We start from the raw sequence: 20,722 nt of genomic DNA on the forward strand, positions 1-20,722 counted from the left end.
GGCGCAACAGCTCTTCAAAAACATCAAGCATAGTCTCCTACGCTCCAACTTAACCTTATATATGGATTATACAAGGAAAATTATTTAATGGTATTCCTTGGTTACCCTGAAAGTCCGCCAAAAGAAAGCCTTGAGAGACCCATGACCTCCATCTTTCAGCATGACAAACCCGGGCGCTGGCTCCACCTCGCCCTCTGGCGGGTCCCGGGGCTTCTTCTGGGCATGTTCCTGACCCCGCCTGCCATGGCCCAGATTTCACTCCCCCCCATGGACCCCACCCAGTCCCGCCTCTGCCGCACTGCCACGGAGCAGGTAGAACGGGCCCTGCGACTGCCGGATGGTTTCCTTTCGGCCATCAGCCGGGTGGAAACAGGCCGCCCGGATGGCAATGGCACCCTCACCCCATGGCCATGGAGCATCAATGTTGCCGGGACAGGTCACTATTATGCCTCACGCCAGGAAGCGGTAGAGGCTGTAAAAGCCTTCCAGCAGCAGGGCATACAGTCCATTGATGTCGGCTGCCTTCAGGTCAATCTCCTCCACCATCCAACAGCCTTCCCCTCTCTGGATACAGCCTTCGACCCCTACAGCAATGCCCGCTATGCTGGCCTGTTTCTCCAGAAAATGAAGGACCAGACCGGCAGCTGGCCACGGGCCGCTGCTGCTTATCATTCACAGACAGGCACCCTGGGCACGACCTACCTGCAACAGGTTCTCCAGCAATGGGCCACACCGCTGGACACTCCTCTGCCACACCCCCCTCTTTCCACATCGCCACATCCCGCTGTGGCGGCTGTCATGACTGGCGATCATTCTGGCGCTGGTCAGAACCACCCGGTGCAGACGACCAGGCCGTACCGGCCCTTCGTCATCAGGCCGGCATCAGCCTCCCCATCAGGGACCGGCATAACCCACGCCACTACAGGGCCCGCCAGTTTTCTGGCCGCTCTCCGCCATCAGGAAACAACACGCCCCCTGCCCCCTGTGGCGCAGCCTGCTGCTGCGGCCACACCGGGACAGGCTCCCTCACAGGGGCATCGTCCTTTCCGTCCCTTCCGGGGTTATTTCCGCCCTGCCATGCCCCCACCACCGCACCAGCGAATGAAAAGCTCACAGAATGGCCGGAGTCTTGCCGCCTACCGGGCCATGCCCGTCCACGCTGCCAGCAATGTCCCTTACGCCACGGCCTACTGACCATTCCGACAGGAGTGGCCCTCAGCGTCTGATATGACCAAGCAGCTCCACCATCACCTGTGACAGGCTGGCAAAGCCCTCCTGAAGCTGTGCCACCTGCCGGGACAGCTGCCCAAGCTGGGAACGCCCCAGATGATTCCCCTGGATGAAACCGGCCTGCATCTGTCTCAGGCGGTCTCCCCCCTGCATGGCCTTCCGGATGATGTCGTTCTTGTAGGCCAGCACGTAATCATGGGTCACCTCATGCTGGCTGGCATCATTGGCGTCACCGGTCGCAAGACGGTGATGGTATGAACAGAGGAACTCTTCCAGAATCCCGACCTCACCCGCCATCATGACACGCAGGAAGAGATCGTGGTCCTCGACGTAATCCAGCCGCGTTTCCACTCCACCCGCCACCGCCAGGGCCGTCCGGCGGAACAGGAAGGTGATCGGCATGATGACATACATGTGGGAGAGATACAGGCCGTAATCCACCAGCGAGCCACTCTTGCGGCCAAACTGGTCCGTCTTCCTGTCCGTGATGATCCGTCCATCCTCGATACGTTCATACACGTCATAATTGCTGGTCGTGACACCAGCATAGAAACCCGTCCCGTCCCGCTCCAGAAAGGCGACCGTCTCTGCCAGGAAAGAAGGCTCCAGCGTGTCATCATCATCATGGATGAGAATATAAGGCTCGTCGGACACGGCCAAGGCAAGGGCCAGTGCCTTGCTGCGCCCGACAGACCGGGGCAGGTCCACGCAGGAAAGGCGCTCCCCCCACAGCTTTCCCTGCTCCGCCACGCAGGCCTCCAGAAGGGCCTGATCCCCTCCGTCATTGATGACATGGATGCGAAAATCCTGAAAACTCTGCCCCGCCAGACTGTCCAGGGCACGACGCAGGAACAGCGGCCGGTTTCTGGTCCTCAGCAGGATGGCAACCTTGTGAGATGACATGATTCAGCCCTCCGCCACACGTTGTCTCAGGCAGTGTCCCACCTCCCGCAGGACAGGGCCGAGGGACAGCTCCTGTGCCCGGAAGATGCGCATGGTCGGATACCAGGGCGTCCGCTCCCCCTGATCACCCCACCGCCAGCAGGCATCCCATCGACTGACCAGCCAGACTTCCCGGCCCAGTGCCCCAGCCAGATGCAGCGGGGCCGTATCAACGGAAATGACAAGGTCCAGACTTTCCATCAAGGCAGCCGTATCCGCCATGTCCTGCACGTGTCCCATCAGATCATGCACGACCGCTCCCTGCCCCTCCACTGGCTCCAGCTCTCCCCGCCGGTCGCCATACTGAAGGCTGAACAGATCAGCCTCCACCGGCCCGAGGGCCTCCATCATCTCCGCAAAACTGCTGGAACGCCGCCTGTCTGCAGCCACATCCTGTGCGCTGGACCGAGAATCCCCTGCCCAGACGAGCCCTACACGCAGGCGCCGCCCGGCAGGACTGCGCCCCCCTGCCCGGCCACCCTGTGCCACGGCCTGCTCCACAAGTCGGGCAAAATGCTCCCGCCGCCGCACCGGAACTTCCAGATAGGGACTGAAAGCCGGAATATCAGCCACGTGCCTGAGATGACAGAGATAGGGAAGGTCCGGTATCGGGCAGGAAAAATCATACTCTGCCACACGCTCCGGATGGTCCAGAAGCTCCGTGATAAGGCAGACCTGCACCATGGGGTAGCTTTCCCTCAGCAGCCGGGCCAACGATGGCAGAACGGCCAGCGTGACCCGCCCTGCCCGGCGGACGATCTCCGGCAGGAAGCGAATGAACTGGATCGTATCGCCAAGCCCCTGCTCCTGATAGAAAAGAAGGTGGCGCCCTTCCAGCGGAACATCGTTCGTCAGTCTGGGCAGGTCCTGATAGAACCAGCAGTTCAGGCTCGGAATACGGGGCACACGCCTTACATAGCGGGCAAAGCCCTCCTCATACTCACCGGCTTTCAACAGGGCGATGGCATAGCCGAAGGAAACAGCCTCATGCCGGGAGGACAGCTCCATTCCCCGGCGATAATAGGCCAGGGCATCCCGGGAGCGGTTCAGCCGTCCCAGAGCGCAACCCATGTTGTTGTACAGCGAGACGGAGGGCGGTCCATCCGCAAGCCAGGCCAACAGCACCTGCTCAGCCTGATCCGCCAGCCCCGCCTCCAGCAGGGCCATTGAAAGATGCTCCCCGACAAGCACCCGATGTTCTGGCAGAGTCCGGGCAACATCCATGAAGAGGGCCATGGCCTCTTCCCGTTCGCCCGCCACCATGAGCGCCCCTGCCAGAAAAATCTTCACCTCGCCCCGCATGGAGGCCATGGCGGGTTCCGCCTCCGGCATCAAAAGCAGAGCCTTGCGGAAGACGGCAATCACCACCTCATGCCGGGGGGTGAAACGGACAAGAAAAAGGCCCGCCGCAAGAATGAGCGCCACATCCTGCGTCCCCTGGGCAATCTGTATGGCCAGACTGACAGCCTGGTCTCCCTCACCACGGGCAACAAGCTGCTGGCAGCAGGCTGTCACTTCCTGCGGGGTCAGTGCAGTCTGACCAGCCTCATGACTGCCATCTTCCACCCTGCCATGCTGCTCTGCTCCTGCCATCATGCTGCCTTTCTCCATGCCTTGAACCATCAATGACCTGACAGGTCATGTTCATGGCAAAACAACATGTCCCCATAAACCTTGATGGGCAAGACTTTAATGGCTAAATTGCAAACTCATAGATAACAGGCCTTAATAAACCTTGTTGCCACCTTCCCTACCCGTCACCCAAGCCGGGGAAGGCAGCACATCATCAGTCAGGATGACAATGCCCGCTCCTTCTTCTTCCCCGCAACGGTCAGGTTCTCCCGCCCCCAAGGCGGCTCCCGGTGCAGGGGGAGCTGGCGGACTGGGCGGAAGGCTGGGCACGCTGATACGAAACCCGGCAGACCTCTTCACACCCAACGGAGCGGCCTCCCGTCTTGCCGCCCGCCTGCCCGGCACCGACATCCTGCTGGCGCTGGGCGTGATCCTGCTCATCTCCATCCTCATCGTACCGCTCCCCACGCTAATCCTGGATGTCGGGCTGTCACTCTCCATCACCTCATCCGTGCTGATCCTCATGGTGGCGCTGTTTCTGGAACGGCCTCTGGACTTCACGTCTTTCCCTACATTGCTGCTGCTGACGACCATGTTCCGTCTCTCGCTGGAAGTGGCGACAACACGGCTCATCCTCAGCCATGGCAATGAAGGTGCCTATGCAGCCGGGCATGTTGTCGCCTCCTTTGGCGGCTTTCTCATGGGCAATGATGTGGTGATCGGCGGGATCGTCTTCTGCATCCTGCTGGTGGTGAACTTCATGGTCATCACCAAGGGGTCGGGCCGCATTGCGGAGGTCTCGGCCCGCTTCTTCCTCGATGCCATGCCCGGCAAACAGATGGCCATTGATGCCGACCTCGCCTCAGGGGCCATCAATGAGCGTGGTGCCCGCTCCAAACGCAAGGAACTGGAAGAGGAAAGCTCCTTCTACGGAGCCATGGATGGTGCTGCCAAATTTGTCCGCAATGATGCCATTGCCGGAATCCTCATCACCGCCATCAACATTCTGGGCGGTCTGACCATCGGCGTGCTGCGCCATGGCATGCCCATCAGTGAGGCGGCACAGACCTTCACCACCCTGACCATCGGTGATGGTCTCGTCTCCCAGATTCCTGCCCTGCTGGTCTCGCTGGCCGCCGGTATCGTCGTCACGAAGGGCGGTACGGATGGCTCGGCGGACGTAACACTTTTCCGCCAGCTGGCGGGCAATGCCAAGCCGCTGGCCATTGCGGCCACCCTGTCAGCCCTGTTTGCCGTCATGCCCGGCCTGCCGGCTTTCCCCTTCCTCATGATTGCCGCCGTGGCCGGGATCGGGGCGTGGATCCGCTACAGGACTCCCCGGCAGGATGAAGGTGAGGAAGCCCTCACCCAGCCCGCCGCTCCCACCACGCAACCCATTTCCGACCTTCTGAAAATCGACCTCCTGCGGCTGGAAATCGGTTATGGCCTGCTCCCGCTGGCCAGCGGGGACAATGCACAGATCACCAAACAGATCAAGGCCCTGCGCCGCAAGATGGCAGCGGACATGGGCTTCATTACGCCATCCGTGCGGATTCAGGACAACATCCAGCTGCCGACGGACCGTTACGTCATCAAGCTCAAGGAAATCGACATTGCCTCGGGTGAGGTCAGGCCCAACCACCTGCTGGCCATATGCCCGTCCCACAAGAATGGGCAGGCCCCCCTGCCGGGTGAGAAGACAACCGAACCCTCCTTCAACCTGCCTGCCATATGGATTGATCCCGACCTGAAGAAACAGGCCACAGACCAGGGATACACAGTGGTGGACCCGGTCACTGTCATCATCACCCACCTGACGGAATCCATCAGCCAGAATCTGGGCGATCTGCTGACCTATGCCGCCACGCAGTCCCTGCTGGATGATCTGCCGCAGGAAGAGCAGAAGCTCGTCAACGACCTCATCCCCTCACAGGTGTCCCTCAGCACGGTCCAGCGTGTTCTCCAGTCCCTGTTGCAGGAGCGCATCTCCATCCGTGACCTGCCCACCATTCTTGAAAGCATACAGGAAGGCCACGCCCTGGCCGCCAAGGGCATCAAGGCCCTGACAGCCCATGTCCGCATCCGCCTCGCCCGACAGATATGCAACAGCTATGTCGGGCCCTCTGGCTGCATTTCCATGATCACCCTCTCTGCAGACTGGGAGAGCAACATCCTCAACAACACGGTCGGACAGGGGGATGACCGCACGCTGGCCATGCCCCCAGCCATGCTGGACCGCTTCGTCACGGCCCTGCGCCGTGCCTTCGACCAGACAGCCACACTGGGGGAAATGCCCGTCATTGTCACGACCTCCGCCACACGGGATTCCGTGCGTATGATCGTGGACCGAATCCGCCCTTCGGTTGCCGTCATGGCACAGGCGGAAATCTATCCCCGGACCCGCATCCGTACCGTCGCCACAGTGAACTGACTGGCCCCGACAGACTGAAACCCCTCCAACACCGGACCTGACCCATGACCAGCTTTTCCTCCACCCAGACATCTCCCCAGCATCACACCGCCACAGGTGCTTCCGGCATGGCTGGCGGAGATGTCGCCCTGCCCGCCAATGCCCTGAGCATACCGGAGATTCTGGCGTGGCATTCCATCCCGCAGGAACTGATCAATGCCATGGCAGGCAGCAGCCTGGCGGCAGGGCTGGAACGTGTGATCAACTTTTCCCCTTTCCCGCTACGGCTGGGCGTGCCCATGGCACTGGGCGGGGCCTCTGGCTCTGGCAAGTCCCTGACACTGGCCAAACTGGCCGCCCGCTATGCCCGACAGGCCCGGCAGTCCGGCGGGAGGATCAGACGGCCGCTCGTCCTGGCCTGCGACAGCACGCCGGGCAGCTACATCAAGCTGGCCTCCATCCTGCGAGGCTGCGACATTGATCTGATGAAAGCCTATGGCGGCATCAACCCCCGCTTCATCGACAGCTACAACCGCATCATTCTGGTAGATCTGCCGGGGCTCTGCGTCTATTCCCCCAAGGCCATGAGCGAAATGAAGGATGTCGTGGCCCGTACGGAGGCCAGCCTGTCTCTCGTCATCCCCGCAGGGATGGACCCGGAGGAAAGCACGGATATTGCCGCCGCCTTCCTGCAATGTGGTGCAAAATCAATGATCGCCAGCCGCATGGAACAGTCCGGACGGATCGGCAGCATCATCACCGCCGCCGCCTGCGGCCTGCCGCTGACCTATGGCAGCTATTCCGGCAGCATCAATGAAGGCTTCACCCAGCTGACACCGACCATTCTGGCCCGCAGGCTTCTGGTCCTGCCGGGGTGAAAGGTGGCGGGGCTACCCCCCGCCAAAGCTACGGACCAGCCCGCCCGACACCATCTGGAACCCATCCACCAGCACAAAGAAAATCAGCTTGAAAGGCAGGGAAATGGTCGGGGGTGGCAGCATCATCATCCCCAGGCTCATCAGCACACTGGACGTGACAAGGTCGATCACCAGAAACGGCAGATAGAGCAGGAAGCCCATCTCGAACCCACGGCTCAGCTCACCGACCATGAAGGCCGGAACAATGACCCGCCATGGTGGAGCCGGAGCAGCTGCTCCATTGGCTGGTGCAGGCTGGGGCTTCAGCCCTGCCAGATGGTAAAAGATGGCCACGTCATTCGGACGGGCATTATGGACCATGAAATCACGGAACGGCTCAGCCGCCGCCTGGAGACCTGCCATCTCCTCCACCCGACCGTCCATCAGGGGTTCAATACCCTGCTGCCATGAGCGCTCCAGCGTCGGCTGCATGACAAACAGGGTCAGGATCAGCGCAAGGGCCACCAGAACCATGTTGGGCGGTGTCCCCTGCGCCCCGATGGCGCTCCGCAACAATGAGAGCGTGATGATGATACGGGTGAAGGCCGTCATCATCACCAGCAGGCTTGGTGCCAGGGACAGAAACGCCACAAGGGCCGTCAGCTGGATCAGACGGCTTGTTGTTCCGGCCTCACCAATTCCACCCCCCTTGCCCATATCCAGCGTGATGGACTGGGCTGTGGCCGGATGGGAAAGTACACACAGCAGCGTTATGCCAGCAGCCAGACAGCACAGCCCCACCGCTCCCAGAACCATGGCGCGCCGCAGGCGTTTCCAGCAGGCTGACATGTCTGCCACCATTCCGGTACCCGAACGGCCTTTCATGATACGATCTGCCCTCATGTCATTTCCTGCCCTCTTCCGCCACCTGTCCGCACTGTTTCGCCGGCATGGAGGCAGCACCGGCCCCCAGCCAGCCCACGCACAGGTCGGACGGCCCACCTGTCAGAATGATGGCTGTTGCCTGCCGCCCCTCTGCATCCCTGACAGCCACAGAAAAAAGGGTCCGCTTGCCACCGAGCGGTATGGCGTCCTGCACCTTCAGGGCACGATCTTTCAGGCCCTCATCCCGCAACAGGGCTGGCATCCGGTGTTTCAGCCGCCGCAGGCACCAGGGCGTGACAAAGATCAGCCCCACGACCAGCAGAAGAGCCAGAAGCGGATTCATGTGCAGGCCCGTGACAGCCTGCATCATGGCATCCGAGCCGTGCCTCTCTCCCACAGAAGGTGCCATCATGTACTGGCAGAGGAGGACATGATCTCCGTCATCGTCACGGCAATGTTGTCATCCTCAATGATGGTGATCTCGCCACGGGCGATCAGCCTGTCATTGGCGTAAATATCGATGGAAGACCCAAGCTTGCGGTTCAGCGGCACAACGGCACCACGGCCAAGACGGACCAGGTCCCGCACGGGCATCTTCACATCTCCCACCACAGCGGTGATCTTGACCGGGACATCCAGAATCGCTTCCCGCTCCCGTTCCCTGTCCTGCCGACCATCATGCTGGGTGGCGCCCTCCTCCGGCACCTCCGAGGAGAAATCGGCCAGATCGACCTCCGGCGTACTGGTCTGCTGTGTTTCTGGTGCTGTCTCCGGCGTGTTCATATCCTCTGCCATCGTCACTCTCCTTCATGCTGTGCTGTCTGTTCACCCTGAGGCTGGTCGGTAGCGGGATCAGCCTCCGGGGCCGGTGGACGGGTCAGGGCCACCATGGCATCGGCCACCCGCTGGCGAACCGTTTCCGCCCATTTTCCCTGGTCCAGAACAATCCGTGTCCTGTCTGCGGCAATCGTGAGATGCCCGGCCTGCTGCGCCGCCTCCACATGCAGGGAGACGGCCGCCATCCCGGACAGGGCGTGGCGCAGAGAGGCCTCATCCGCCGCAGCGCAGGTCAGACTGACCGGACCACTACAGTGCCGGACCAAGGCCGCCGCATCCTCTGCCAGGTCCCGCCCCAGTGTTGTCCGGGACAGATCGCCCGCCACCAGCTCTTCCACCGTCTGGCACACACCCTGCACGAAGAGATCGGCCATCCGGCTCACGATGTCATGGCGCCGGTTTTCCTCCTCCTCCATGAAAGCAAGCACCTGCTTCACAGAAGCGGCCATCTGGCTGGAAAGCTGCTGCCCGGCTGACATTTCCCCCTGCTCATGGCCCTGCTGCCAGGCCTCCTGCTTCAGTCTTTCCAGCTCATCAGGATGCAGCGTGACAACCGGCTCTGGAGCGGGGCTTTCATCCGCCGCATCCTCGTCAGCCACCGGCTCCGCTCCAGCGGCCAGAGACGGGTCATGAGCGGCAAAATCTTCCAGGCTTTCACTGAAGGCCTGACTTCCAGACCGGGAAGACGCCTGCGCTGCCCTATGCTGCACATCCTGTCCCATTGGCGTCACTCAATGATCTCATCGTCAGAAGAAGAAGGTGAAATATCGATCTCGCCATCATTGGCCATGGTCTTGATGAGCGTGATCAGCTCCATCTGGGCTGCTTCGGCGTCCCGCAGACGCACGGCACCCAGCCCCCGGATTTCATCCTCCAGCAAACCCGCCGCACGTTTGGAAACACAACCGAAGAAGAGCTGCCGGATGCTCTCGTTGCTGCCCTTGAGAGCCAGGGGCAGCCTGCTCTTGGCCTCACCATCACGATTGATGGCTGCCATGACACGCATCATGTCATCCGGTGTCAGACGCTTGATGTCATCGAAGGTGAATTTCAGCTTGTTCACCTTCTCCATGTCTTCCTCGCTCCGGCGGCCAAGCTGCTCTGTCAGCATGGCCTCGGTCTTGCGGTCGAAATTGTTGTAGACCTCCGCCACGAAAGCATAGCTGTCCCGCTTCGTGGAGCGGCCAAAGGCGGTGATGAACTCCTTGCGCAGGGTTGTCTCCAGGCTCTCAAGCACATCCTTGCTCACCGGGCTCATATGCAGGATGCGCATGATGACATCCGTAGCAAAATCTTCCGGGAAGAGGGACAGGACACGGGCGACATGCGCCGGTGAGATGTAACTGAGAATGACGGCCACTGTCTGTGGCTGCTCGTTGCGCAGATAGTTTGCCAGAGCGGTCTCCGGCATGTTGCCCATTTTTGCCCAGACGCTGCGCCCGGAGGGGCCCCTGATATCCTCCATGATCTTCTCGACCATTTCGGCAGGGAGGGCCTTCTTCAGATAATCTTCCGTTGTTTCGTAACTGCCGACGAAACCCTCTGCACTGGCGAATTTCTGCGAAAATTCATTGCAGACAGCCTCCACCACGGAAGCCTTGACCAACCCCAGGGAAGACATTGCCCGTGAAATGTCACGCACCTCATCCTCCTGGAGTGACCGGAAAATGCGAGCGGAATGTTCCTGCCCTATGGCGAGCATCAGGATGGCGGCCTTCCGGCTGCCACTCATCCCGGCCGTCAGGCTGGACGGAACCATGCCGGATGATGACGCTTCATTGCCTGCTGTCTCAGCGGAGATGTCCTGTTCTGCCATGATTGCGTCTCCTCAGCCTTCTGCTGTCTGCTTGGGGGGCTCCGGTTCTGCCAGCCAGTTGCGGACGACAGCGATGGCATCATCAGGATTTTCTTCAACACGCTGCGTCACACGGGCCAGAGCCTCACGGCGCATTTCCCCTTCCACACCGTCCACACTGATGCGATCACTCCGGCCTGCCTCACCACCTTCAGCAGAGCTGCCATCAGCTGCAGCTTCGGCCCCGGCAACAGCCCCTTCTGCCCCGGCCCCTTTGCGGGCACGCCGCAGGATGGGCCCAAGCAGCATGGCCGCCGCCCCCAGAAGAAGAAGAATGGGAACAATCCATTCCGCCAGATAAATGATCATCTCCCGGGTGAAGAAAGGCGTATCCTGATGAGGCATATCTGCCCCACCATCCACACGGAACGGCATGGACACCACATTGACCTCATCCCCGCGGGTCTTGTCATACCCGATGGCCGTCTGCACGAGCTGGGTCAGACGTTTGACCTCAGCTTCATCCAGCGGTTTCCACGAAGGTTTGCCAGCCTGGTCTGTCGTGACGGTCCCATCGACCATGACAGCGAGACTGATGCGAGAGACACGGGGCCGGGTCTGGTTGATGACACGGGTCCGTTTGCCGATCTCATAATTGTTTGTTTCGTCCGTCCGCTCTTCGCTGGAGCCAGTACGATTGTTCTGCCCTGCATTGGCATTGGGCAGATTGTTGCCAACGCTGGTGTTCTGGTTCGCCTCGCTGTTGGCGCTCTTGTCCGTGCTTGTGCTCTGGGAACGCAGGACCTGCTGGTTGGGATCGTAGGATTCATCCGTTTCATGGATGATGTCCGTATTCATTGTCACGGCAGCACGGGCCCGCACATGACCCAGGCCCAGCGTGGGGGTCAGGATATCTTCCACCGCCTGGGCAAGGCGCTGCTCTTCGGAATGACGCTGCTTCTCCAGCGAGGATTCCTGCCCTGCCAGACTGTCTGGGTCCCCCGGACGGGCCAGAACATCGCCCCGTGTGTCGACAATGGAAATCCCATGCATGCGCAGCCCCGGTACGGCAGCTGATACCAGATTCTGGATGGCCGCAATGGCATCCTCGGACACAGCACCAGAGCGGCCAACATCCAGAATGACACTGGCCTGCGAAGGATTCGTCTCCGTAGAAAACAGGTCCCTATGTGGCAGGACAAGGTGGACCCGCACATTCCGCACACCATGGATCAGACGGATGGAACGCTCCAGCTCACCTTCCAGCGCTCTGGTCTCATCAATGCCCTGTTCAAACTGGGTACTGGTCAGCGTGCCGCTCTTGTCGAACAGTTCATAGCCAACGGCCCCTCCCCCGGGCAGACCAGCCTTGGCCAGCAGAAGACGGGCCTGGGCCACATCATTCCCCGGAACATAAAGGCTGCGACCATCCGGCCCTGTTGTCGTGGGAATGTGAGCCTTGGCCAGATCATCCACCATCTCCGCCGCTTCATTCAGCTCCAGGTCCCCATAGAGCAGCGCCATGGGTTCTGACCGGTTGTGAAAGGCGATCACGCCGAGAGAGAGCAGCAGCAGCACGCCGACAACCCCGAGAGCCACAAGCCGCATGCGGCCCAGACTCTTCAGCCCTTCCATGATATTTGGCAAACGGAGCTTATCAAACTGCATATGAAGGGTATCTACCTGCTGCTTTCACCCCGGACGTCAGACATGCTGGTTCCGGTCATTCACCATACTCTGCCCTGCTCGGAAGAGGACAACCGACCGGCCATCAATTAACCTTGAGAAGAGCATGTGTAAAGCCAATAACAAGGTTAATAATGGCCCTATTTCATAACAATTTCATCATGGTGCATAATACTGGCTGGAGGGAGGAACTTTAGCTTCCGGCATCATGAGGCGGTTGGCATTCTGCTGGGTCGTCAGGCCACGGGGACCTTCATAGACTTCATGGGCCATGTTCGGGGTCAACTCAGGACGGGCCCAGCAATCCACGCCATTCCAGCTCTGGGTGCAGTAAGGCTGTGGAGGCAGGACACGTTCCGGTGGATTGCACCAGTCTTCCCCCTCCTCCAGATAACCGGCCTGGCAGTCCCGCCCTGTCAGCTTGCTGGCAATATAATCCGGGGCACAGGCTGACAGTCCCGCAAGAACAGGCAACAGAACCAGCATGTGCCGCCACGGGACCTGAACGGGAAAAGACCGCCTCATCATTCGTTTCTCTTTCATGCCAGCCCCATTACTGCCGCGAGGGCAACAGGGGCCCGTGCTGGGACATGGTCTCGTAGTGCAGATGTTCCACTGACGTATCAGTCGGCACATCATCCTGCCCGGTCGGAAGAACCACACCAGAGCCCCCCAGTGCCACGGGAACGGACAGAACAGCATGATGGAAATGCCGCACTCCCCCCAGATATTGCGACACCAGATTGACCCGGTCCGGCGACATGTGAGCCATGATGCCAGAGAGCTTGCGGATATTCATGGAAGCTGCGATGGCGATCAGCACGTGCGGGTCCATCACGTTGAAAACCGCTGCGGCCTCACGGGGGCGCATGGCCTCATAAATGCCCACCAGCCGGGCTGCTGCCTCCTGCGGGACAAGCTTGTGATTGTCCACATGGTCCGACAGTACAGCCATGGACTGGTTCAGCAGATGGAAGCGCATTTCCAGCGCCTTGCGGGCAGACCCCAGAATGCGCTGCTGCTCCTGCATCTGCTGGGCCATACCCTCATCAGGCATGGCCACGTCCTCCGCCACAGCCGCAGGACAGCCAACCTGCACCCCGCAAAACAGGGCAAGCGACAGAAAGACGGCGAACCAGCCGTCATGCTGATGGAAGCATCTCCTGAGCATCAGCCCCCCAGCGGAATGTCGGCATCCTGATCAGCCTCGCTGATGTCCGGCGTCTGGGCCGGCCAATGCAGGTCTGGCTCATCATCTCCAGCCGGGATATTGGCCTGTGGCGTGGCAGAACTGGTGCTGTTCGTTCTGCTGGAACCACTGCCGGAAGCAGAGCCCCCAGCCCCGCCCTTGCGGGACACGGAAATGCGTACATCCCCTTCAAAACAGGCATCTTCGTGAATGGCGCAGCCAGTCGGGCTGCCCATCTCGATCACACAGTCCGAAATACGGGCCCCGGCACCGGCAGAAAGCCGTGGCGTCGTGAAGGTCACCCCGGACACGCTGCCATCAATGACGATGGAGTCCGCCTCCACCTGACCATCTTTCATCACGCCTGTCTCCGTGACACAGAGATGCCCGGCCTGAAGCTCGACATTTTCCACCTCACCGGCGATGGTCAGCGCACCCTCCAGCGTACCGCAGAGATGGTCGATGACCAGGCCGCCAGGAATGAAGCCTTCCGGCTGTTTTGAATCAGACATTCACTACCCCCTCACTTTTACACCGCCACAATGGCCATCGCAGCACAGGCATCACAAGGCTATTTTCAAGATAAAATCTTCATAACCTGAAAACATTCAATGTTCAAACCATGCTTCCATGACAACTCAGAATGGAAGAACACTGTCCAGCACTTTCTGCCCATAACGGGGCTGCTGATACTGCGAGAGCTGCCCCCGTCCGCCATAGGAAATCCGGGCCTCCGCAATGCGGTCATGTGTGACGATGTTGTCTTCCGAAATATCCTGCGGCCGCACAACACCACTGACCATGATCTGCCTCAGCTCGCCATTCACCCTGACCTCCTGCCGTGCGACGACAACAAAATTGCCATTGGGCAGAACCTGCGTGATGACACCTGCCAGCGTCAGCGTGACCGTATCGATACGCCTGATGGTCCCGGCCCCGTTATTGGAGCTGGAACTGTTGGTCTGAAGAGCATCAGCACTGGTCAGATGGGAGATGAAGCGGCCCTTGAAGCCGAAAAAACTTGGAATCCCGAAAGCCTCGGCACCACTGCCGGAGGCTGTCGTGTTATTGGTCACGTTGGCCGTATCTGCCACCTGGATTTTCACTGTCAGAAGGTCACCCGCCTGCGCAGCCCGCTGGTCCTTGAAGAACGCCCGACTACCCGGCCGCCAGAGGCTGCCCACTTCAGTCGGCGGAGCCTGAAGGGGCGGGGTTGGCATCGTCACGGGGCGGTAATCCGGGGCCAGGGTGGGGTCGGCCGTCCGTGTCATGCGGGGTGGATGTCCCAGCTCACTGAGCGTACCAGCGCCCATGCAGCCTGCCAGCCCGGTCAGGACCACAACGAGCCCCGCCATGCAGGCACTCCTGTGAAGAAGATGGATCATGGATGGCTCCCGTCACCAAGCATCAGGCTGTTGATCCCCAGACGTTTCACTTCCTCCGAATCCGGCGGAATGGCTGTGGAAGAGGCATCAACCCGCACCTCGCCCGAAGCCGTGACCTTGCCGATGAGGACCATCCGGCTTCCCAGATTCAGGGCATGGACGAACTGCCCGCTTCCACCATCCTCCAGCGCCCGGCCTGTGGCTGTCAGCCGGATGCCGGTGCTGTTGTAGCTGAGCAGGACAGGGTCCCCCCGATGCACGAGCACGGCCCGCCGCAGGTCCGTACCCTGCACGGGCTGTCCGGCCCCGACAGTGCGGACAAGTGCCATGCCGATCATCCGCTCCGGCTCTGGCAGAGAACGGGCAAGCGGTGGCACCGTACCTGAAAAAGCGGGGTCGATATGCATGTCGTCCGGCTGGATGATGTGACCGGACGGCAGGGCATGGTCATACACCATCACCGGCTGCACGGGACGGATGCTGCCCCGCAGCGGGAACCTGTCCGCCCCGGCGTCTCCTGCTGCATGAGCAGGCTGTACAGTTGCCGAGAAAAGACCGGTCTTATGATCCCAGTTCAGATTCAGGAGGGTTGCCGGGTCCTGTTCATTCTCACCGGCAACGAGAGGAGTAAAGCTGGTGACATCCACCACGACACTGCCCGTCTCACCATCCTGCGAAATGGCCTTGCGGACAAGAGCGGCATATTCGTCCCGGCCCAGCACATGCCCGGCCCGGGTCAGCGACAGACTGGTGGATGATGACTGGTCATCCCAGTCCACACCGTACTGGTCCGCCAGTGCAATGAGCTGACTGCCCCCGATGGTGATGGTCTTGCCCGGCGCAGGAGCCGGGCCAAGCAGCCGGTCCTGTCCGGCATCCAGCCCATCAAAAACATCGGACAGATAGACCGATGCACCATGCACCACACCGGAAGGTCGCAAAGTCGCCGCCATGGCCGTACTGGCAGCGGGCTCTCCAGCCAGCACAAACCCGACCGCCAGCCAGAAGCAGGCTGGCAGGAAGCTACGCCCGGTACCCCGGTATCCAATGCCAAGAAGTGCCATGCCGCCCGCCTTCAGCGCAGGTTGGTCAGGGTCTGGAGCATCTCATCAGAGGCGGTGATGCTTTTGCTGTTCATCTCATAGGCACGCTGCGCCGTGATGAGATCCGTGATTTCCGTCACCGCATTGACGGCTGATTCCTCGACAAACCCCTGACGGATGGTCCCGAAACCTGTTGTCTCCGGGTTGCCGATGATCGGGTCACCCGAGGACGTGGTCTCCGTAAACAGGTTCTGCCCCATGGCTGCCAGACCATTCTCGTTCTGGAAGGTCGTCAGCTGGATCTGCCCGGCCACCTGGGAGTTGGGCTGACCGGAGAGCGTGTACTGCACCTGCCCGGTCTGATCGATGGTGATGTTTTCGGCATTGTTCGGGATGGAGATGTTCGGTGTCAGCGGATACCCGTCTGCCGTCACGATCGTACCATCCTGCGAGAGGGAGAATGTCCCGTCGCGGGTATAGGCATATTCCCCGTTGGGCAGCAGGATGCGAAAATAACCGCGGCCTTCCACGGCGAGGTCCAGCGCATTGCCGGTCTGGGACAGGGTTCCCTGCTCGTTGATGCGGTAAATGGCCGCCGTACGCACACCAAGCCCCACCTGAGCCCCGGCAGGCACACGGTACCCCGTGTCGGAACTCATCGTCCCGACACGACGCAGGTCCTGATAGATGAGGTCCTGGAATTCAGCCCGGCGGCGCTTGTACCCGGTTGTCGTCATGTTGGCGATGTTGTGGGAGATGGTCTCCACATTGGTGGACTGGGCCTGCATGCCCGTTGATGCAACATCCAATGATCTCAGCATAAATGAACATCCTCACGACTTGCCACAACCCACGCTCCCAGAAACGCAAGGCCACCCTGATGATGGCAGGCACCGAAACATTTTGACTGTGCCCTCCCATAAACCGACACGAAAAACATTATCAAGGTTAATTATCAGAATATGATATGAATTGAGCCGTTTGTTAATGTTCAAGCCCTATATTCTCTTCCAATAACCATGAACAAATGACATTATAACAAAACCTACCATGATATAGCCTTTAGGACAGTCTCCCATGGATGTGACCGGTTATCTCGCCCTTTCACGCATTGATGCGCTGACACGGGGGCTTGAGGTTACGGCCAACAATCTGGCCAACAGCAGCACGGATGGCTTCAAGGAACAGCGGGTTCTTTTCTCCGACTATCTGTCCCGCCAGAAGGGCGATCAGCTGGCCAATGGCGAGAAGACGCTCTCCTACAACCAGGACAGATCCACCTATCTGGACACGCTACAGGGTGAGCTGCGACAGACGGGAAATCCGCTGGACCTCGCCATAAACGGGCCGGGCTATTTCATGGTCCGCAGCCAGCAGGGAATCCGGCTGACCCGCAACGGCCAGTTCCACCGCAGTGAAGATGGCACTCTTGTCGATTCCCTGGGCAATGCCCTGCTGGACGACCAGCGCCAGCCCATTACCCTGACCCCTGATGATCAGGTGCTGCCCCTTGGCATCGGCTCTGATGGCATCATCTCGACAGAAAAAGGTGACATCACCCGCCTCGGCCTCTCGACAGTCGATAACCCCAATACACTCCATGCTGAGGGGAACCATCTTTTCAGGCCAGCCAACGAGAATGACCTCCGGGCCGTTCCTGCCCAGGAAATCCGGCAGGGAATGCTGGAATCCAGCAATGTGAACCCCGTGGAGGAAACCACGGCGATGATAAAAACCCAGCGGGAATATGATCTCAACTTCCAGCTGCTCCAGACCGAATTCACCCGCCGTCTGAACGCCATCGACAAGATTGCGACGGAAGTCACAGCCTAGCTGTTTTTGATCCAGATCAAGGACAAATCATCAAATACAGGCTTTCCATTTAACTTCCTGTAAACTCATGACCTTAGGATGGCCTTAGGGTGAGGTCGCCGGACCGTCATCCAGACCTGTCTGGCCTCGGCCAGTCCCTCATTCCGGAGAAAGACTGAAACCATGGATCTTGGCCTGTCCCTCAATATCGCCACGTCCGGCCTCAAGACGATTGAGAACGAACTCTCAACAGCCTCCAACAATGTCACGAACGCATCCACCCCGGGCTATGTGTCAGAGACTGCCAACACATCCTCGACGGTCGTCTCCGGCACTGGAGTCGGTGCGACTTCAGCGGCCAACCAGCTGAACATTTCCCAGCCTCTTCAGGATGCACTCTACCAGCAGAATGCCCGTGTCTCCGGCCTGACGGCCACCAGCAACTCCCTTGCGGCCGTCTCTGCCGTACAGGGAACGACGACAGGCTCTGATGGAGCCAATACCATCGGCACGCTGACCAACAACCTCCAGAATGTCAGTACGGCCTTCATCAGCCTCTCCAACACACCGCAGAACAGTGCTTCGCAGCAGGGCGTGGTCTCGGCTGCGCAGACCCTTGTCAGCAACATCCATACCCTCTCTTCGGTCTATCAGGCCCAGCGCCAGGGCGCACAGGATGCCATCACCAGCACAGTCTCCGGCATCAATACGGACCTGACAACCATTGGCCAGATCTCACAGCAGATCATGCTGGCACGCAGCTCCCACGCTGACACGGCAGACCTCGCCAACAAGCGCCTGGAAGCCATGCAGAGCCTTTCCAGCAAGCTGGGTGTTACCTTTACCGAAAAACCGAATGGCGACATGCTGGTCAGCACGCAGGACGGCACACGCCTGCCAACCCGCCCGGATCAGGCCGGATTGCCCAACGGACAGTTCCAGGCGCCCACGGCAACATGGCCCCTCTCCACGAAGTCCCCTGCCACACTGACACCAAGCATGTATCACGCCACCGATGGCAGCGATCAGGGTGTTGCCGGTATCATGTTGGCCGGAAAAGACATCACCTCCCACCTGACCGATGGCACGCTGGGTGCCAACCTGACCCTGCGGGACCAGACCTATCCACAGATGCAGGCGCAGCTCGATTCCTTCTCATACACGCTGATAAACCGCTTCAAGGCGGCCGGAGTGCCCCTCTTCACCAATGGCGGGACGCAGCCCCTCTCCAGCGATCCAACCAAAACAGCACCAGCAGGGCTGGTCGGGCTCTCCTCCAGGATTGCCATCTCCACGGACTATCAGCAGACTCCGTCCCTGCTGACAGCCAACAGCGATGGTGGACAGACCAGCGCCCTCGCCAATGCCGTGCTGAACAAAGCCATGGGCAGCGCCAGCGCCAGCACATCCGGCTCCCTGGCGGCACCCTCCACCTCTCTCGGGCCAGATGGCACACAGGCCACGGGCTATGACGGCACGCAAGGGCTTACACAGCTGGCAACCTCCCTCACCAGCAGCCAGGCCGGGGTGATCAGCCAGAACAGCAGTGACCTCTCCACGGCAACATCCATCAAGACATCCCTCACGACAAAGGTTGCCGATGTCTCTGGTGTGGATGTTAACAGCCAGATGTCCGCCATCGTGTCCCTGAAAAACTCTTACGCAGCCAATGCCAAGGTCGTCTCCATGGTGCAGTCCATGTTCAGCACGCTGCTGGATGCCGTCCACTGACGGACTGCCCCCACATGGCAGCCTGCCCGGCAATGAAACCGGGCAGGCCCTACCCTGACCTGCCCCCCTCACCCTACAGACCATCACAGGAGTGCCACCCATGAGCATGAATGTCAGCCAATATGGCGCCGCCGGTGCAAACCTGATCCTCAACACAGGCATCAGACAGATTGAATCCGAGCAGACAGACATTGCGTGGCAGACCTCACAGGGGACGACATCGTCCAGCATTTCCGGGTTGGGCAGTGACCGGCAGACCATCCTGTCCCTCAGCCCGAAACTGGCCGAGCTGACGGGCTATCAGAGCAACCTGTCTTCGGTACAGAACCGCCTCTCTCTCAGCTCCACAGCCCTCAAGCAGGTCACTGATCTGGCACAGTCCCTCAACTCCCAACTGCTGAGCATGCTCTCCTCTGAGGGCGGAGAAAAAGCATCCACCACAACCGCAGCTGACAGCGCCCGGACAGGGCTGGGCAGCCTGGGAACGATCCTCAACACATCCGATGGCAGCAGCTTCATCTTTGCTGGACAGAACACATCCACAGCGCCCGTCACCTCCCCCTCAACACTGAATGACAGCACGCTGGCCCATACCATCTCCCAGATCGTTTCCGGCCTGAAGGACGGCAACAGCGGGACAGTCTTCAGCCAGGCCACCGCCGCCAGTGCGGACAACAGTGCCAGCATGAGCGTCTTCTCTCAGGCTCTGTCACAACCTGCCGAACAGGCAGGGGCTCTTCAGGCTTCCGCCATCATCGGGCCGGACGGCTCCACCGTCCAGACCGGCCCGGTCGCCACACAGGGCGGGCAGGCCAGCAGCACGTCCACCGGCTCCCCCATCCGGGACCTCATGCGGGACATGATGATCATGACGTCCATGAAGGGAATGGACACGACCACACCCGGCTTCACCAATCTCGTCCGCCAGCTGCATACCTCACTGGGAACAACAGCCAACCAGCTCATCGACATGAACACCAGCGTCGGCGTGACGCAGAACACCCTGACACGCCAGCAGGGCATCTATTCCAGCCTTCAGCTGATGGTGAAAGAACAGCTCTCCAACGGCCTGAACGTCAATCTGGCCGAGGTGGCCACACGCTCCTCGGACCTCAGCCTCCAGCTGAAGGCCTCCTTCTCGCTCATCGCCGACATGAAGAACATGTCTCTGGCGGACTATCTCTGACCGTACCTTCCAGCACGATACCAGCCTGATGACGGGCCGTCTTCCACCGGGAGGCGGCCCGTTCTTTATCCCAGCCTGTACGGAACGCCCCTCCATTTATGGAAAATAAGGCAAGCTTTGCGCAGGATCCTTCTACCGCTGCGCCATGATGAAACCCTAGAA

General features: G+C 60.2%; 20 protein-coding genes. 6 read left to right on the forward strand and 14 right to left on the reverse strand.

What is annotated here, in order from left to right:
- Positions 1-141 precede the first annotated feature (141 nt).
- Positions 142-1,194 carry a transglycosylase SLT domain-containing protein gene (locus CO583_RS06825; RefSeq protein WP_081562787.1) on the forward strand — a complete coding sequence of 351 codons (1,053 nt, stop codon included), beginning with the start codon at positions 142-144 and terminating at the stop codon, positions 1,192-1,194.
- Between the two features lie 21 nt (positions 1,195-1,215).
- Here CO583_RS06825 and CO583_RS06830 read toward each other — a convergent pair whose 3' ends face one another.
- Both CO583_RS06830 and CO583_RS06835 read right to left on the reverse strand, forming a co-directional pair.
- Positions 1,216-2,133, reverse strand: a complete 918-nt coding sequence (locus CO583_RS06830; RefSeq protein ID WP_248630651.1) for a glycosyltransferase family 2 protein — start codon at positions 2,131-2,133, stop codon at positions 1,216-1,218.
- 3 nt (positions 2,134-2,136) lie between these two features.
- Positions 2,137-3,768, reverse strand: a complete 1,632-nt coding sequence (locus tag CO583_RS06835) for a tetratricopeptide repeat protein (protein WP_248630652.1) — start codon at positions 3,766-3,768, stop codon at positions 2,137-2,139.
- A 205-nt stretch (positions 3,769-3,973) separates the two neighbouring features.
- Here CO583_RS06835 and flhA point away from each other — a divergent pair, with 205 nt between their 5' ends.
- Together flhA and CO583_RS06845 are read left to right on the forward strand one after the other, a co-directional pair.
- Positions 3,974-6,175 (forward strand): flagellar biosynthesis protein FlhA, encoded by a 2,202-nt coding sequence (flhA, locus tag CO583_RS06840; protein WP_081847639.1) that lies wholly within the window; start codon positions 3,974-3,976, stop codon positions 6,173-6,175.
- Between the two features lie 44 nt (positions 6,176-6,219).
- The gene (locus CO583_RS06845) at positions 6,220-7,032 is read left to right on the forward strand and encodes a hypothetical protein (protein WP_043558159.1); all 813 of its coding nucleotides are present in this window, start codon (positions 6,220-6,222) and stop codon (positions 7,030-7,032) included.
- 12 nt (positions 7,033-7,044) lie between these two features.
- Here CO583_RS06845 and fliP read toward each other — a convergent pair whose 3' ends face one another.
- The 12 genes from fliP to flgG all read right to left on the reverse strand — a co-directional run bounded on the left by fliP (position 7,045) and on the right by flgG (position 16,652).
- Positions 7,045-7,827, reverse strand: coding sequence for a flagellar type III secretion system pore protein FliP (gene fliP, locus CO583_RS06850; RefSeq protein ID WP_052348930.1), 783 nt, complete (start codon positions 7,825-7,827; stop codon positions 7,045-7,047).
- 88 nt (positions 7,828-7,915) lie between these two features.
- Positions 7,916-8,308, reverse strand: a complete 393-nt coding sequence (locus CO583_RS06855; protein WP_248630653.1) for a hypothetical protein — start codon at positions 8,306-8,308, stop codon at positions 7,916-7,918.
- Positions 8,305-8,691, reverse strand: coding sequence for a flagellar motor switch protein FliN (gene fliN / locus CO583_RS06860; RefSeq protein WP_227431519.1), 387 nt, complete (start codon positions 8,689-8,691; stop codon positions 8,305-8,307). Before fliN ends, CO583_RS06855 begins: the two co-directional genes overlap by 4 nt.
- A gap of 2 nt (positions 8,692-8,693) precedes the next feature.
- Entirely contained in the window at positions 8,694-9,455 is a 762-nt protein-coding gene (locus tag CO583_RS06865) for a hypothetical protein (RefSeq protein ID WP_043558152.1), read from the reverse strand.
- Positions 9,456-9,460: 5 nt separating this feature from the next.
- Positions 9,461-10,549, reverse strand: coding sequence for a flagellar motor switch protein FliG (locus CO583_RS06870; RefSeq protein ID WP_193699502.1), 1,089 nt, complete (start codon positions 10,547-10,549; stop codon positions 9,461-9,463).
- A gap of 12 nt (positions 10,550-10,561) precedes the next feature.
- Complete coding sequence (gene fliF, locus CO583_RS06875; RefSeq protein ID WP_248630654.1) at positions 10,562-12,196, reverse strand: flagellar basal-body MS-ring/collar protein FliF; 1,635 nt, start codon at positions 12,194-12,196, stop codon at positions 10,562-10,564.
- 177 nt (positions 12,197-12,373) lie between these two features.
- On the reverse strand, positions 12,374-12,757 hold the full coding sequence (locus CO583_RS06880) for a hypothetical protein (protein ID WP_227449686.1): 384 nt from the start codon (positions 12,755-12,757) through the stop codon (positions 12,374-12,376).
- A 10-nt stretch (positions 12,758-12,767) separates the two neighbouring features.
- The gene (locus CO583_RS06885) at positions 12,768-13,385 is read right to left on the reverse strand and encodes a MotE family protein (RefSeq protein ID WP_081562792.1); all 618 of its coding nucleotides are present in this window, start codon (positions 13,383-13,385) and stop codon (positions 12,768-12,770) included.
- Complete coding sequence (locus tag CO583_RS06890; protein ID WP_043558150.1) at positions 13,385-13,915, reverse strand: polymer-forming cytoskeletal protein; 531 nt, start codon at positions 13,913-13,915, stop codon at positions 13,385-13,387. Before CO583_RS06890 ends, CO583_RS06885 begins: the two co-directional genes overlap by 1 nt.
- 126 nt (positions 13,916-14,041) lie before the next feature.
- Positions 14,042-14,758: a flagellar basal body L-ring protein FlgH gene (flgH, locus tag CO583_RS06895; RefSeq protein WP_227431522.1), complete on the reverse strand. Its 717-nt coding sequence runs from the start codon at positions 14,756-14,758 to the stop codon at positions 14,042-14,044.
- 26 nt (positions 14,759-14,784) lie between these two features.
- The gene (gene flgA, locus CO583_RS06900) at positions 14,785-15,852 is read right to left on the reverse strand and encodes a flagellar basal body P-ring formation chaperone FlgA (RefSeq protein WP_052348899.1); all 1,068 of its coding nucleotides are present in this window, start codon (positions 15,850-15,852) and stop codon (positions 14,785-14,787) included.
- An 11-nt stretch (positions 15,853-15,863) separates the two neighbouring features.
- On the reverse strand, positions 15,864-16,652 hold the full coding sequence (gene flgG, locus CO583_RS06905; RefSeq protein WP_043558144.1) for a flagellar basal-body rod protein FlgG: 789 nt from the start codon (positions 16,650-16,652) through the stop codon (positions 15,864-15,866).
- 256 nt (positions 16,653-16,908) lie between these two features.
- On the opposite strand from flgG, the gene flgF reads away from it, so the two are divergent.
- The 3 genes from flgF to CO583_RS06920 all read left to right on the forward strand — a co-directional run bounded on the left by flgF (position 16,909) and on the right by CO583_RS06920 (position 20,560).
- Entirely contained in the window at positions 16,909-17,664 is a 756-nt protein-coding gene (gene flgF, locus CO583_RS06910; protein WP_043558141.1) for a flagellar basal-body rod protein FlgF, read from the forward strand.
- 162 nt (positions 17,665-17,826) lie between these two features.
- Positions 17,827-19,374 (forward strand): flagellar hook-associated protein FlgK, encoded by a 1,548-nt coding sequence (flgK, locus tag CO583_RS06915; protein ID WP_248630655.1) that lies wholly within the window; start codon positions 17,827-17,829, stop codon positions 19,372-19,374.
- A gap of 100 nt (positions 19,375-19,474) precedes the next feature.
- Positions 19,475-20,560 carry a hypothetical protein gene (locus CO583_RS06920; protein WP_043558137.1) on the forward strand — a complete coding sequence of 362 codons (1,086 nt, stop codon included), beginning with the start codon at positions 19,475-19,477 and terminating at the stop codon, positions 20,558-20,560.
- The last annotated feature ends 162 nt before the right edge of the window (positions 20,561-20,722 follow it).

The organism is Parasaccharibacter sp. TMW2.1882 (assembly GCF_023337635.1).
Taxonomy (GTDB): Bacteria; Pseudomonadota; Alphaproteobacteria; order Acetobacterales; family Acetobacteraceae; genus Bombella; species Bombella apis.